Origin of the sequence: Streptomyces sp. CG4, assembly GCF_041080655.1 — a bacterium.
Classification (GTDB): Bacteria; Actinomycetota; Actinomycetes; order Streptomycetales; family Streptomycetaceae; genus Streptomyces.
Genome location: NZ_CP163525.1, coordinates 8,135,154 through 8,148,598, shown reverse-complemented (window position 1 = coordinate 8,148,598; position 13,445 = coordinate 8,135,154). Strand labels below are relative to the sequence as shown.

Sequence of the window (13,445 nt, the reverse complement as noted above, 5' to 3'; positions counted from 1 at the left end):
CGACGTCAGGCCAGGAGCGGCTCCAGCAGCAGAGCCGCTCCCAGCACCGTCAGCGCCACCCCGGTGCCCGCCTGGAGCCCACGGGCGGCCCGGGGTCGGCGCAACCACCTGCCCAGCCGGTCCACCAGCAGCACGACCGCCTGGAACCACACCAGTGCCAGCGTGCAGACGATCAGCGCGAGCAGCAGTGTCCGGGGCAGCGCATGGCTTCCGGCGGGCACGAACTGCGGCAGCAGGCTGAGGAAGGTCAGCGACGCCTTCGGATTGAGGACGTTGGTGACAAAGCCCTGGCGCAGCGGGTGTGCCGCCCGGGCCGCCGTCTCCTCGGGTGCCTCGGCGGACCCGCGCAGCGACCACAGGGTGCGCACCCCCAGCTGCAGCACATAGGCGCCGCCCAGCAGCTGCATTGCCCGGAACAGCGCGGGGACGGCCACCAGTACGGCCGCGACGCCTGCCACCGCCAGGGTGGCGTGCACCAGGAGCCCGCCCGCGATGCCGAGCCCGCAGACCGCGCCGGCCCGGCGCGAGACCAGCGCGTTGCGTACGACCACGGTGAAGTCGGCGCCCGGCATGGCGACGAGTCCGGCGGCGATCCCGGTGAAGGCGATGAGCTGTGCGTCCATGCCGCCAGCGTGCCCCGGCGGAACCTTCAGCAGGTATTTCGGATTCTCTGAGTGAGCCTAAAGGAATGCTTTAGGCTGATGGGGTGTACGACCCCACTCGGCTGGCCGCGCTGGTCGCCGTGGCGGAGGCCGGCTCGATCACCCGGGCCGCCGACCGGCTCGGCTACACCCCGCCCGCCCTCTCCCAGCAGCTGGCCAAGCTGGAGCGGGAGGCGGGCACCGCGCTGCTGGTCCGCCATCACCGGGGAGCCCGGCTGACCGAGGCGGGCGAGGTGCTGGTGGCTCGGGCCCGGAGGGTGCTCGACGAACTGGAGCGGGCCCGGCACGAACTGGCGCGGCTCACCGGACTCACCGGCGGCACACTGCGGCTCGGCACCTTCCCGACCGCCGGGGTGCATCTGCTGCCGCCTGCGCTGAGCGCGTTCCGCCGGGCGCATCCGGAGGTCACCCTGTCGGTCGCGGACTACGACCCGCCGGCCGGGGTCACGGCGGTGGCGGCCGGCGAGGTGGACCTGGCGCTGACCCACACCTATCACCCGGCCGAGCCCGTGCCGGTGCCGTCGTCGGTGCGTCTGGAGCCGGTCCTGGTGGAGGAGCTGGTGCTGGTGACCGCACCGGGACACGCCCTGAGCAGTGCCTCGTCCCGGCTGCCGCTGGCGGAGCTGGCCGGGCAGCCGTTGATCAGCATGGCGCCGCACCATCCGGCCCGGCGCGAGGTCGAGGCCCTGCTCGCCGAGGCGGGCGCCACCCCGGCACTGCTGGTCCCGACGCCCGGGTACGCCGTGGTGTGCGCGCTCGTCAGCGCCGGCCTCGGCGTGGCCGTCGTACCGGAGATGGTGGCCCGCACGGCCGTCACACCGGTGGGGGTGCGCCCCCTGGAGCCGGGCCGTCTGCGCCGGACCATCTCGGTGGCCCACCGCGCGGACGAGACGACTCCGGCCGCGGACGCCTTCCGGGCGCTGCTGCGCGGAGCCTTCCGCCGAGCCGGGCGATGACGACCGGGGTCTACGGCACCGGCTCCACCGGAGACGTCCACGGGAGTTCGATGGAGATGGTCTTGCCGCCCTCGCGGGTGGGGCGGACGAGGAGTTTGCCGCCGCATTCGGCGGTGAGCCAGCGGATGATGACCATGCCGCGGCCGTTGTCCTGCTGGACGGCGGCAGGCAGTCTCTTCGGAAATCGCGGGTGACTGTCCGTGACGCCGATGCGCAGATGTTCGTCACGGTCCAGCGCGATGTCGACCGTGAAGGTGGGTGACTGCCCGAAGGTGTGCTGTACGGCGTTCGTGGCGAGTTCGGAGACGATGAGGCGGACGGTGTCGGCCACGTCGGTGTCCGACGGCAGGCCCCACTCCGCGAGCGTGCCCACGACGTACGAGCGGGCGGCGGAGACCGAGGCGGGATCGCTCGGCAGAGTGACGGATGCTTCCAGATGGTCTGCCATGGCGACGTCGTCCCTTTCCCACGGGACCGCAGTCCGACACGGAGCGGAAGGGTTCGAGTACGGTCCCGGACTGGTGCTTGCTCGTCAGCCTGCCATCACCGGGCCGGTCACGGGGAGCGATCCACCAAGATATGCATATATCTGTCGCCCGAAGCGGTGAACTCTACGACGCGAGACCGTATTTGGGCGGCCCGGAAGGAGTAAGGAGGAGCCCATGCAGAACGGGCCGGCGGTGCGGCGCCGCAAACTGGGCGCCGAATTGCGCACGCTGCGTACCGGTGCGGGGCTCACGAGCGGTGAGGCGGCCCGGCTGGTCGGCTGGCACCAGTCGAAGGTGAGCCGGATCGAAACCGGTGCCAGCGGCGCGAAACCGGCCGATGTGCGGTTACTCCTGGACGCCTACGGGGTCCACGCCGGGCAGCTGCGCGAGCTGCTGCTGATGCTGGCGGGCTCCGAGGAGGCGGCGGGCGACCGGCACCACTGGTGGCACGCCTACCGCGGGGTGCTGCCGCCCACCTACCGGGATTTCATCAACCTGGAGTCGCAGGCGAGCGCGATGCGCACCCTGGAGACCACGGTCGTACCCGGCCTGCTGCAGACGCCCGAGTACGCCCGCGCGGTGACCCGGGCGGCCGTGAAGGACCTGGACGACGAACATCTGGACACGCTGGTCGAGGTGCGGCTGGCCCGGCAGGACGTGCTGCGCTGCGAACGGCCGCTCAGGCTGAGCGCGGTGCTGGACGAGGCGGTGCTGCGGCGCGAGATCGGCGGCCCCGAGGTGATGGCCCGCCAGCTGGAGCGGCTGCTGGACGCGGCCCGGCTGCCCCAAGTCCGGCTCCAGGTCCTGCCGTTCGGGGCAGGCGCGCATGTCGGCCTCACCGGACCTTTCGTTATCTTCTCATTTTCGAGCACTTCTGATCTGGACGTAGTTGTTCTCGACCAGTTGACGAGTAGCCTCTACCTGGAGCGGAAAGAAGACCTCATGGCCTACACGGAGGCCTTCGACACCCTTCGGATGCACGCCCTTTCACCCGAGGAATCGTTGGATTACATCGCCGGAATAGGTGACGGCGCGTAAGGAGGCACCATGCCAGCACTGCCTCGTAACGTCCCTGCCAGTACCGATCTGCACGACGTGCAGTGGCTGCGCAGCAGCTACAGCACGGGAGCCAACAACTGCGTGGAGACGGCCCGGCCGCGCTCCGGCCCCTGGGCCGGGCTGCTCGCCGTGCGCGACTCCAAGAGCCCCGCCGGACCCGCGGTGTTCTTCTCCGACCGGAGCTGGGCGGGGTTCCTCACCGCGCTCTGATCAGAACCGATCACAGGTAATCACTCCTAGGTGAAGCACGGCCGTGTCACGCCGACTCATGGTCGCGTTTCGCCGATGACCCGTACAGCGCGTTCGATCTCCGCCCCGGACAGGTCCGCCCGGGCGGTCAGCCGCAGCCGGGAGATGCCGTCGGGCACGGAAGGAGGACGGAAGCAGCCCACGGCCAGCCCCGCGGTACGGCAGTCGGCCGCCCAGCGCACCGCCTGCTCCGGGGACGGAGCCCGTACGGAGACCACCGCGGCATCCGGACGCACCGCTTCCAGACCCGCGGCGGTCAGTCGTGCGTGCAGTTCCGCGGCCACCGCACGGGCGCGCGCCGCACGCTCCGGTTCGCGCACGAGCAGCCGCAGTGCCGCGAGCGCGGCACCGGCTGCCGCCGGGGCCAGGCCCGTGTCGAAGATGAAGGTCCGGGCCGCGTTGACCAGATGGCCGATCACCCGCGCCGGGCCGAGCACCACGCCGCCCTGGCTGCCCAGCGACTTGGACAGGGTGGCCGTGACCACCACGTCCGCGGCGCCCGCCAGCCCGGCCGCGTACGGCGCGCCCTGGCCGCCCTCGCCCAGCACCCCGAGCCCGTGCGCGTCGTCGACGACCAGCCCCGCGCCGTGCTCCCGGCACGCCTCGGCCAGCGCGGTCAGCGGGGCCCGGTCGCCGTCGACCGAGAACACGGTGTCGGAGACGACGATCGCCGGCCCCTGGTGGGTGGCCAGGGCCTTGCGCACCGACTCCGGGTCGGCGTGTCCCACGACCTGCTTCTCGCCCCGGGCGAGCCGGCAGCCGTCGATGAGCGAGGCGTGGTTCCCGGCGTCGGAGACGATCAGCGAGCCGTGCGGGGCCAGCGCGGTGACCGCGGCCAGGTTGGCGGCGTAACCGGAAGAGAAGACCAGCGCAGCCTCGAAACCGCAGAAGGCGGCCAGTTCGCGCTCCAGCTCGGTGTGCAGCTCGGTGGTGCCGGTGACCAGCCGGGAGCCGGTGGCACCGCCGCCCCAGAGCCGGGCGGCGCGGGCGGCCGCCTCGGTGACCTCGGGGTGGTGGGCGAGGCCGAGGTAGTCGTTGCTCGCCATGTCCAGCAGGGCCGAGTCGGCGGGGCGGGGGCGCAGGGTGCGGACGAGTCCGGCGCGGCGACGCGCCTCGGCCTGCTCGTCGATCCAGCCGAACGCCATGGGTCCTCCAAGGCTTTTGTAGGTAGCGGACAGACCCTAGCCGTACGGTCGGCCGCCCAGGGTGTGGCAATACCCACACGGTGAACCGTCTCCGTTGTGCAAACTCTCCTTGGCCCGGAGCGGTCCCGTAGGACAGGATCAGGCCTCATGGACCTGCTGAAGACGCTGGTGGACAAGGGGCTTCGGCGTGAGCTGCCGACCCGCGAGGAAGCGCTCGCCGTACTGGCCACCCCTGACGACGATGTGCTCGATGTGGTGGCCGCGGCCGGAAAGGTGCGCCGGCACTGGTTCGGGCGACGGGTGAAACTCAACTATCTCGTCAACCTCAAGTCGGGCCTGTGCCCCGAGGACTGTTCCTACTGTTCCCAGCGGCTCGGCTCGAAGGCCGAGATCCTGAAGTACACCTGGCTGAAGCCCGACGAGGCCTCCCAGGCGGCCGCCGCCGGTCTCGCGGGCGGCGCCAAGCGGGTCTGCCTGGTGGCGAGCGGACGCGGCCCGACGGACCGGGACGTGGACCGGGTCTCGGAGACCATCAAGACGATCAAGGAGCAGAACGAGCAGGTCGAGGTGTGCGCCTGCCTCGGTCTGCTCTCCGACGGCCAGGCAGAGCGGCTGCGCGAGGCGGGCGCGGATGCCTACAACCACAACCTCAACACCTCGGAGTCCACCTACGGGGACATCACGACCACCCACACGTACGCCGACCGGGTGGACACGGTGAACAAGGCGCACGCGGCCGGCCTGTCCGCCTGCTCCGGTCTGATCGCGGGCATGGGCGAGAGCGACGAGGACCTGGTCGACGTCGTCTTCTCGCTGCGCGAGCTGGACCCGGACTCGGTGCCGGTGAACTTCCTCATCCCGTTCGAGGGCACCCCGCTGGGCAAGGAGTGGAACCTCACCCCGCAGCGCTGTCTGCGGATCCTCGCGATGGTCCGGTTCGTCTGCCCGGATGTGGAGGTCCGCATCGCGGGCGGCCGCGAGGTCCATCTGCGCACGATGCAGCCGCTCGCGCTGCACCTCGCCAACTCGATCTTCCTCGGCGACTACCTGACCAGCGAGGGCCAGGCCGGCAAGGCCGACCTGGAGATGATCGCCGACGCCGGGTTCGAGGTGGAGGGCGCCGGCGAGGTGACGCTGCCCGAGCACCGGGCGACGACGGCCGCGGGTGGCTGCGGTTCGCACGAGAGCGCCGGGTGCGGATCCGGCTCCGGCTGCGGCTCGCACGAGGGGGCGGACGTATGCGGTACGACGGCCGCGCCGGCCGCCCAGGAGGCGCGCACCGACCTCGTCACCGTCCGCCGCCGGGGTGCCGGAACGGATCTCGCGCCCAATGCCTGACCTGCCCGGCCTGAGCGTGCCCGAGCTGCTGGAGCTGGACCGACGGCACGTGTGGCACCCGTACGGCCCGATGCCCGGACGGGCCGAGCCACTGGTGGTGGAGTCGGCGAGCGGGGTCCGGCTGCACCTGGCGGACGGCTCGGGCGAGTTGGTGGACGGCATGTCGTCCTGGTGGTCGGCGATCCACGGCTACAACCACCCGGTCCTCAACGAGGCGGCGCACGAGCAGCTCGGGCGGATGAGCCATGTGATGTTCGGCGGGCTGACCCACGAGCCCGCCGTACGGCTCGCGAAGCGTCTTGTCGACATGTCTCCGCAGGGACTGGAGCACGTCTTCCTCGCCGACTCCGGTTCGGTGTCGGTCGAGGTCGCGGTGAAGATGTGCCTGCAGTACTGGCGCTCGCTCGGCCGGCCCGGCAAGCAGCGGCTGCTGACCTGGCGGGGCGGCTACCACGGCGACACCTGGCAGCCGATGTCGGTGTGCGACCCGGAGGGCGGGATGCACGGGCTGTGGTCGGGTGTGCTGCCGCGCCAGGTGTTCGCCGACGCGCCGCCCGCGGAGTACGAGGAGTCGTACGCGGACGGGCTGCGGGAGCTGATCGGGCGGCACGCGGACGAGCTGGCCGCGGTGATCGTGGAACCGGTGGTGCAGGGCGCGGGCGGGATGCGCTTCCACTCCCCCGCGTATCTGCGGGTGCTGCGCGAGGCCTGCGACGCGCACGACGTGCTGTTGGTGTTCGACGAGATCGCCACCGGCTTCGGCCGCACGGGTGAGCTGTTCGCCGCGGACCATGCGGGCGTCACGCCGGACGTGATGTGTGTGGGCAAGGCGCTGACCGGCGGCTATCTGACGATGGCGGCCACGCTGTGCACCGCGCGGATCGCAGAGGGCATCTCGCGGGGCGAGGTGCCGGTGCTCGCGCACGGCCCGACGTTCATGGGCAACCCGCTGGCGGCCGCGGTGGCCTGCGCCTCGCTCGATCTGCTCCTGGGGCAGGACTGGCGGGCGGAGGTCAAGCGGATCGAGGCGGACCTGTGGGACGGGCTGGCACCCGCGCGTGAGCTGCCCGGGGTACGGGACGTCCGCGTCCTCGGGGCGATCGGCGTCGTCCAGCTCGACCACGAGGTGGACATGGCGGCGGCCACCGCGGCCGCCGTGCGGGAGGGCGTCTGGCTGCGCCCGTTCCGGGATCTGGTCTACACGATGCCGCCGTACATCACCTCGGACGAGGACGTGGCACGGATCGGACGCGCGGTGTGCGCCGCGGCGCGGGAGGGATGACGTGCCGGTACTGGTGATCACGGGGACGGGCACGGAGGTCGGCAAGACCGTCACCACGGCCGCCGTCGCCGCCGCCGCGCTCGCGGCCGGACGCTCGGTGGCCGTGCTCAAGGCCGCCCAGACGGGCGTACGACCGCACGAGCGCGGGGACGCCGACGAGGTCGCGCGGCTCGCGGGGCCGGTCACGGCCGCCGAACTCGCCCGCTTTCCGGAGCCGTTGGCACCTGGGACGGCGGCCCGGCGGGCGGGCATGACCCCCGTGCACCCGCACGAGGTGGCCGAGCGGGCCGCCAAGCTGGCCACCGAGCACGATCTGGTGCTGGTGGAGGGGGCGGGCGGGCTGCTCGTCCGCTTCGACGCGGGCGGCGGCACGCTGGCCGACGCGGCGGGGCTGCTCGGCGCACCGGTGCTGATCGTGGCCTCGGCCGGGCTCGGCACGCTGAACACCACAGAGCTGACGGCGCGCGAACTACGGCTTCGGGAGCTGGAGTTGGCCGGCGTGGTCATCGGCAGCTGGCCCGACTCCCCCGACCTCGCCACCCGGTGCAACGTGGCCGACCTGCCGGAGGTGGCCAACGCTCCGCTGCTCGGGGCGATTCCCGCCGGGGCGGGCAGCCTGCCACCGGCCGGCTTCCGTACGACGGCTCCGGCCTGGCTCGCACCCCGGCTGGACGGGACGTGGGACGCGGAGGCGTTCCGGGTGCGGGAAGCGCCGTAGGGACGCGGAGCCGTAACAGGGATACGGGGCGTCGCCGGAGTGCGGGTGGGTCCGGGCGGCGAAGGGTGCCCCCGCCGTTTCCGGGGGACACTCACCGTAGGAACGTCCTCCGGGAGATGCCATGCGACTGACGTCGGCCGTTTCCGGCAAGGTGACGCGGAGTCCCGTCCACCACCCGCTGTTCGCGCGTTTCTATGCGCGCTACAGCGTGAGCGCCGAGACGCGGCTCGGCGTGGCCGGGCTGCGGGAGCGGCTGCTCGCCGGACTGTCGGGGCGCGTGATCGAGATCGGAGCGGGCAACGGGCTGAACTTCGCGCACTATCCGGGGACCGTCGCAGAGGTCGTCGCGATCGAACCGGAGCCGCTGCTACGGCAGTTGGCGCTGGAGTCGGCGCTGCGCGCCCAGGTGCCGGTCGACGTGGTGCCGGGTGCCGCCGAGGCGCTGCCGGTCAAGAGCGAGGCGTTCGACGCGGCGGTGCTGTGCCTGGTGCTGTGCAGCGTGCGGGACGTGCCACGGGCGCTCGGCGAGGTACGTCGTGTGCTCAAGCCGGGCGGCCAGGTGCGGTTCTTCGAGCACGGGCTGGGCGGCGGCCGCCTGATGACGCTGACCCAGCGCACGCTGGACCGGACGGTGTGGCCCACGCTGACCGGCGGCTGTCATCTGGCCCGGGAGCCGGTGGCCGCGTTGCGCGCGGCCGGGTTCACCCTCGGACCGCGGCGACCGGTGATGTTGCCGGAGAAGGGGCCGGCGCTGCCGTCCTCGTACTGCACGCTCGGGGTCGCCTGGCGGCCGGACGAGCCGGCCGCACGCTGATCACAGGCTCCAGCGGCGCAACTCGCGCGCGATGGCGTCCACGTCGGCCGTGCCCTCCTTCACCAGCCGGGCGAGGTCGCGCACCTGCTCGGGCGAGGTGGCCACCTTCGCGCCGCTGGCGACCAGGTAGGCATAGGCGACCGCCGAGGCGAACAGCGCGTTGGACCGCTCCAGCGCCGGCACGTGGATCAGCAGCTGGAGCAGGGCGGCGGCGCGGGCGTACGGGTTGTCGTAGACGGGCACGCCGAATATCTCGGCGCGGTGCCGTGCCACGGCGGCGACGAGCGCGCCCCAGTCGGTGACCTGCGGGTCCCCGGGCGTCTTCTGTTCGGCGAGCATGAGGAGCCAGGCGAGGTCGATGCTGAGCTCGTTCAAGGGATCAGCGGCCGTCCCCGGTGCGGGTGCCGCGGGTCTCGGTGAACTTCTCGGTGAACTTCTCGGTGAACTCCTCGGCGAACACGGACTCGTACTGCTTCATGAAGTCGGCGGCGGCCTCGACGAAGGTGCGGCCGGCTTCCCCGGTGTCCTGCCTGACCAGCTCTTCTATGTAGCGGTTGACGCTGATGCCACGGGCCAGGGCGCGTTCGCGCGCCGCGCGGGCGGTGTCCTCGTCCACGCGCACATTCAGCTGGGTCTTCGCCATGCCTCGACGCTAGCGTCGGGATGCTAGCGAGGCAAGGGCGCACAACCGGCACGGCAAGGGCGCACGGACAGCAGAGCGAGGGCGCACGGAAGGGCTGCGCCGGGCCGGTGTGTCCCTTACGCTCGCCCGGGACGGGCGGTTCCGGCGACCGGGAGGCGGTCTTGTCCACACCTGTTGCACGACATGCGCCGGACGGCGCCGTCGCGGCCCGCGCCCGCGGGCTCACCAAGGCGTACGGCGCCGGCGAGACGGCCGTCATCGCCCTGGACTCGGTGGACGTCGACATCGCGCGCGGCCGTTTCACCGCCGTGATGGGGCCCTCGGGGTCGGGGAAGTCCACGCTCATGCACTGTCTGGCGGGGCTCGACACGGTGTCGGCCGGCCAGGTGTGGCTGGGCGGCACCGAGATCACCGGGCTGAGGGAACGGGAGCTGACCCGGCTCAGGCGCGACCGGGTCGGGTTCATGTTCCAGTCGTTCAACCTCATCCCGACGCTGACGGCCGCCGAGAACATCACCCTGCCCATGGACATCGCGGGACGCAGGCCCGACGAGCAGTGGCTGCGGCAGGTCATCGACACGCTCGGCCTGCGCGACCGGCTGAAGCACCGGCCCGCCCAGCTCTCCGGCGGTCAGCAGCAGCGGGTCGCGTGCGCGCGGGCGCTGGCCTCCCGGCCGGAGCTGATCTTCGCCGACGAGCCGACCGGCAACCTCGACTCGCGGGCCGGTCTAGAGGTGCTGGGCTTCCTGCGCGGCGCGGTGGACGATCTCGGGCAGACGGTCGTCATGGTCACCCACGATCCTGGCGCAGCCGCCCATTCCGATCTGGTGCTCTTCCTGGGCGACGGGCGGATCGTGGACGGGATGGAACGGCCGACGGCGGAGGCCGTACTGGAACGCATGAAGCAGTTCGACGTCGTCCGGGACCGGCTCGGCGACGACGGTACCGCTCTGGAGGACTGACCCGGTGCTCAAGGCGACCCTGAGGAGTTTCCTCGCGCACAAGGGGCGGCTCGCGCTGTCCGCGCTGGCCGTGATCCTTTCCGTGGCGTTCGTCGCGGGCAGCCTGATCTTCTCCGACACCGTCACCCGTACGTTCGACCGGCTGTTCGCCTCCACGGCCGCCGATGTGACGGTCCAGCCGAAGCAGCAGGATCTGCGGTCGGCCCGCGTGAGCGGTGCGGTGCAGACGCTGCCCGCCGCGCTGCGGGACCGGGTGGCGAAGGTCGACGGGGTCGCGGCGGCCCGCGCCGAGGTGTCGGTGCAGAACGCCGTCGTGGTCGACAGCCGCAACAACTCCGTCGGCCCGACCACGGGCGCCCCGACCATAGCCATGGCCTGGCACGTCAGCGACCGCAGCCCGGTGAAACTCACCTCCGGTCGTGCGCCGCACGGTGCGGGCGAGGCGCTGCTGGACGCCGACACGGCCGGCAAGAAGCACGTACGGATCGGCGACACGCTGACCGTGCAGGCGCAGCCGGGCACGTTGCGGGTGCGGGTGGTCGGAATCGCCACGTTCACCACCACCAACCCCGGTGCGGCCCTGGTCTTCCTGGACCCGGCGGTGGCGGGCCGCGAGCTGCTGGGGTCGGCCGCGCAGGCGACCAGCATCACGGCGGACGCGGTGAAGGGGGTGTCCGACGCGGAGCTCAAGCACCGGATCGGCGCGGCGATCGGCACCGGCACCTACGACCTGAAGACCGCGAACGAGCAGGCCAAGTCGGCGGCGGCGAGCCTCGGCGCGTTCCTGGACGTCATCAAGTACGTGATGCTGGGCTTCGCCGGCGTCGCGCTCCTCGTGGGCGTGTTCCTCATCGTCAACACCTTCTCCATGCTGATCGCCCAGCGCACCCGGGAACTGGGCCTGCTGCGCGCACTGGGCGCGGACCGGCGGCAGGTGCGGCGCTCGGTGCTCACGGAGGCGCTGCTGCTCGGGCTGGTCGGTTCGACGCTCGGCCTCGCCGCCGGGATCGGGCTGGCGCTCGCGCTGATCCGGCTGATGACCGCGTTCGGGATGAATCTGAAGGCCACGGAGATGGTCATCGGCTGGGGCACGCCCGTCGCCGCGTACGTCGTCGGGGTCGGCGTCACCTTCGTGGCCGCCTATCTGCCCGCGCGGCGCGCGGCGGTCGTGTCGCCGATGGCGGCGCTCGCCGATGCCGAAGTCGCCGGTGTGGGCAAGCCGTTGAGGGTGCGGGCCGTCGTCGGCGCAGTGGTCGGGGCGGTCGGCGCGGCGGCGCTGGCCGGCTGCGTGGCGGCCACGAAGACCGCGCAGGCGGCCTCGCTGCTCGGGGTCGGCGTGGCCCTGACGCTGATCGCGACCGTCGTCGCCGGTCCGCTGCTGGTCCGGCCGGTGATCCGGGTGCTGGGCGCGGCGTTCCCCGCGCTGTTCGGCCCGGTCGGCCGGATGAGCCAGCGCAACGCCCTGCGCAATCCGCGCCGTACCGGCGCCACGGCCGCCGCGCTGATGGTGGGGCTGGCCCTGGTCGGCGGCATGTCGGTGGCGAGCGCCTCGATGTCCGCGTCGTTCGACCAGCAGATCGACAAGAACCTCGGCGCCGACTTCATCGTCCAGAACACCAACTTCGTCCCGTTCACCAAGCAGGTGCGGACCGCCGTCGCGGCGACGCACGGCGTGGGGCTCGTCGTACCGCAACGGCTGACCCAGGTCGCCGTACGGCTGCCGAACGGCGACCGGGTCCAGACGGCCGCCGCCGCGTACGGCCCGCGGCTCGACGACGTCGTGCACATGACGTACGCCCAGGGCGGTTCGGCGGCCGCGCTGGCGGACGGTCGCCTCGCCATGGACGCCGACTTCGCGAAGAACCACGGCGTGCGCGTCGGCAGCGTCCTGCCGGTCGGGTTCCCGGGCGGGCGGCAGGCCGAGCTGACCGTCGGAGCGCTCACCGACCAGGGCACGGCGGACGGCTTCGGCGCGCAGGGCGGCCTCTACTTCGGCCTCGGCACCCTGCAGAAATACCTGCCGGACGCGCAGGACTCCGTGCTCTACGTCAACGCGGCCCACGGCACCGCACCGCAGGACCTGCGCCCTCGCCTGGAACGGGCGCTCAAACCGTTCCCGCAGGTCCAGGTGCGCAACCAGTCCGACTACAAGCAGCTGGTGCACGACCAGATCGCCGTCCTGCTGTACCTGGTGTACGCGCTGCTCGGGCTGGCGATCGTCATCGCCGTGCTCGGCGTGGTCAACACCCTCGCGCTGTCCGTGGTGGAGCGGACCCGCGAGATCGGGCTGCTGCGTGCGATCGGGCTGGGGCGGCGGCAGTTGCGCCGGATGATCCGGCTCGAATCGGTGGTGATCGCGGTGTTCGGCGCGGTCCTCGGGCTGGCGCTGGGGCTCCTCTGGGGCGTGTGCATGCAGCGGGTACTGGCCCTGCGCGGGCTGACGGCGCTGGCGATCCCCTGGACCACGATCGTCGCCGTCGTACTCGGCTCGGCGGTGGTCGGCGTGGTGGCGGCCCTGCTGCCGGCGCTGCGGGCGTCGCGGATGAACGTGCTGGCGGCGATCGCCCACGAGTGAGGGGACCTCGGAGGGGTTGCGCGAGGAGTCCGCATGACGGAAACCCCCGCACCGGGCACGCACCTCGTGATCCGATGATCACATGACCGATCTGTGTATACGCCCGGCAGCGCACGACGACCTCGACAGCGTTCTCGCCTTCTGGAAGACGGCCGCCGAGGGCACCAGCATCAGCGACGACCGGGCCGGGGTGCAGCGCCTGGTGGACCGCGATCCCGAGGCTCTGATCCTCGCCGAACAGGGCGGCGAGTTGGTCGGCACGGTGATCGCGGGCTTCGACGGCTGGCGCTGCCATCTGTACCGGCTCGCTGTGTGTCCCGAGCGGCGTCGGCAGGGCATCGGCTCGGCACTGCTGGCCGCCGCCGAGGAGCGGTTCGCACGGCTCGGCGGGCGGCGGGCGGACGCGATGGTGCTGGTCCGCAACGAGCGGGCACAGTACGCCTGGAGCGCGGCCGGATACGGCCCGGAGGAGCACTGGCGGCGCTGGGTGAAGCCGCTCACCGACTGACACACCGACCCTCTTTGCCCATCCTTTACTATTGAGGGAGCAGTCG

Annotated in this window: 15 protein-coding genes; 10 read left to right on the top strand and 5 right to left on the bottom strand. The window is 72.2% G+C overall.

Features of this window, described 5'->3' with window-relative positions:
• Positions 1-5 precede the first annotated feature (5 nt).
• Positions 6-623, bottom strand: coding sequence for a LysE family translocator (locus tag AB5L52_RS37410; RefSeq protein ID WP_369367859.1), 618 nt, complete (start codon positions 621-623; stop codon positions 6-8).
• 83 nt (positions 624-706) lie between these two features.
• Between AB5L52_RS37410 and AB5L52_RS37405 the strand changes: the two genes are divergently transcribed.
• Positions 707-1,618 carry a LysR family transcriptional regulator gene (locus AB5L52_RS37405; protein ID WP_351019876.1) on the top strand — a complete coding sequence of 304 codons (912 nt, stop codon included), beginning with the start codon at positions 707-709 and terminating at the stop codon, positions 1,616-1,618.
• A gap of 10 nt (positions 1,619-1,628) precedes the next feature.
• Here the strand turns inward: AB5L52_RS37405 and AB5L52_RS37400 are convergent, their stop codons facing one another.
• Positions 1,629-2,066: an ATP-binding protein gene (locus AB5L52_RS37400; RefSeq protein ID WP_351019873.1), complete on the bottom strand. Its 438-nt coding sequence runs from the start codon at positions 2,064-2,066 to the stop codon at positions 1,629-1,631.
• A gap of 214 nt (positions 2,067-2,280) precedes the next feature.
• On the opposite strand from AB5L52_RS37400, the gene AB5L52_RS37395 reads away from it, so the two are divergent.
• Both AB5L52_RS37395 and AB5L52_RS37390 read left to right on the top strand, forming a co-directional pair.
• Positions 2,281-3,144, top strand: coding sequence for a helix-turn-helix transcriptional regulator (locus AB5L52_RS37395; RefSeq protein ID WP_351019870.1), 864 nt, complete (start codon positions 2,281-2,283; stop codon positions 3,142-3,144).
• Positions 3,145-3,153: 9 nt separating this feature from the next.
• Entirely contained in the window at positions 3,154-3,375 is a 222-nt protein-coding gene (locus AB5L52_RS37390) for a DUF397 domain-containing protein (protein WP_351577176.1), read from the top strand.
• 56 nt (positions 3,376-3,431) lie between these two features.
• Here the strand turns inward: AB5L52_RS37390 and AB5L52_RS37385 are convergent, their stop codons facing one another.
• Positions 3,432-4,559: an 8-amino-7-oxononanoate synthase gene (locus AB5L52_RS37385; RefSeq protein WP_351019864.1), complete on the bottom strand. Its 1,128-nt coding sequence runs from the start codon at positions 4,557-4,559 to the stop codon at positions 3,432-3,434.
• Positions 4,560-4,706: 147 nt separating this feature from the next.
• On the opposite strand from AB5L52_RS37385, the gene bioB reads away from it, so the two are divergent.
• The 4 genes from bioB to AB5L52_RS37365 all read left to right on the top strand — a co-directional run bounded on the left by bioB (position 4,707) and on the right by AB5L52_RS37365 (position 8,711).
• On the top strand, positions 4,707-5,897 hold the full coding sequence (bioB, locus tag AB5L52_RS37380) for a biotin synthase BioB (RefSeq protein WP_369367858.1): 1,191 nt from the start codon (positions 4,707-4,709) through the stop codon (positions 5,895-5,897).
• The gene (locus AB5L52_RS37375) at positions 5,890-7,179 is read left to right on the top strand and encodes an adenosylmethionine--8-amino-7-oxononanoate transaminase (RefSeq protein ID WP_369367857.1); all 1,290 of its coding nucleotides are present in this window, start codon (positions 5,890-5,892) and stop codon (positions 7,177-7,179) included. The genes bioB and AB5L52_RS37375 overlap by 8 nt, the downstream gene beginning before the upstream one ends.
• Before the next feature lies 1 nt (position 7,180).
• Complete coding sequence (gene bioD / locus AB5L52_RS37370) at positions 7,181-7,897, top strand: dethiobiotin synthase (RefSeq protein ID WP_369367856.1); 717 nt, start codon at positions 7,181-7,183, stop codon at positions 7,895-7,897.
• Between the two features lie 121 nt (positions 7,898-8,018).
• Positions 8,019-8,711, top strand: coding sequence for a class I SAM-dependent methyltransferase (locus AB5L52_RS37365; protein WP_369367855.1), 693 nt, complete (start codon positions 8,019-8,021; stop codon positions 8,709-8,711).
• Here the strand turns inward: AB5L52_RS37365 and AB5L52_RS37360 are convergent, their stop codons facing one another.
• Both AB5L52_RS37360 and AB5L52_RS37355 read right to left on the bottom strand, forming a co-directional pair.
• Complete coding sequence (locus AB5L52_RS37360) at positions 8,712-9,086, bottom strand: fic family toxin-antitoxin system, toxin component (RefSeq protein ID WP_351019849.1); 375 nt, start codon at positions 9,084-9,086, stop codon at positions 8,712-8,714.
• A gap of 4 nt (positions 9,087-9,090) precedes the next feature.
• Complete coding sequence (locus tag AB5L52_RS37355; RefSeq protein ID WP_351577163.1) at positions 9,091-9,354, bottom strand: toxin-antitoxin system HicB family antitoxin; 264 nt, start codon at positions 9,352-9,354, stop codon at positions 9,091-9,093.
• 161 nt (positions 9,355-9,515) lie between these two features.
• Here AB5L52_RS37355 and AB5L52_RS37350 point away from each other — a divergent pair, with 161 nt between their 5' ends.
• The 3 genes from AB5L52_RS37350 (at position 9,516) to AB5L52_RS37340 (ending at position 13,399) form a co-directional block, all read left to right on the top strand.
• Positions 9,516-10,316: an ABC transporter ATP-binding protein gene (locus tag AB5L52_RS37350; RefSeq protein WP_369367854.1), complete on the top strand. Its 801-nt coding sequence runs from the start codon at positions 9,516-9,518 to the stop codon at positions 10,314-10,316.
• A 4-nt stretch (positions 10,317-10,320) separates the two neighbouring features.
• Positions 10,321-12,891: an ABC transporter permease gene (locus AB5L52_RS37345; protein ID WP_369367853.1), complete on the top strand. Its 2,571-nt coding sequence runs from the start codon at positions 10,321-10,323 to the stop codon at positions 12,889-12,891.
• 82 nt (positions 12,892-12,973) lie between these two features.
• Entirely contained in the window at positions 12,974-13,399 is a 426-nt protein-coding gene (locus AB5L52_RS37340) for a GNAT family N-acetyltransferase (RefSeq protein WP_351019837.1), read from the top strand.
• Positions 13,400-13,445 lie beyond the last annotated feature (46 nt).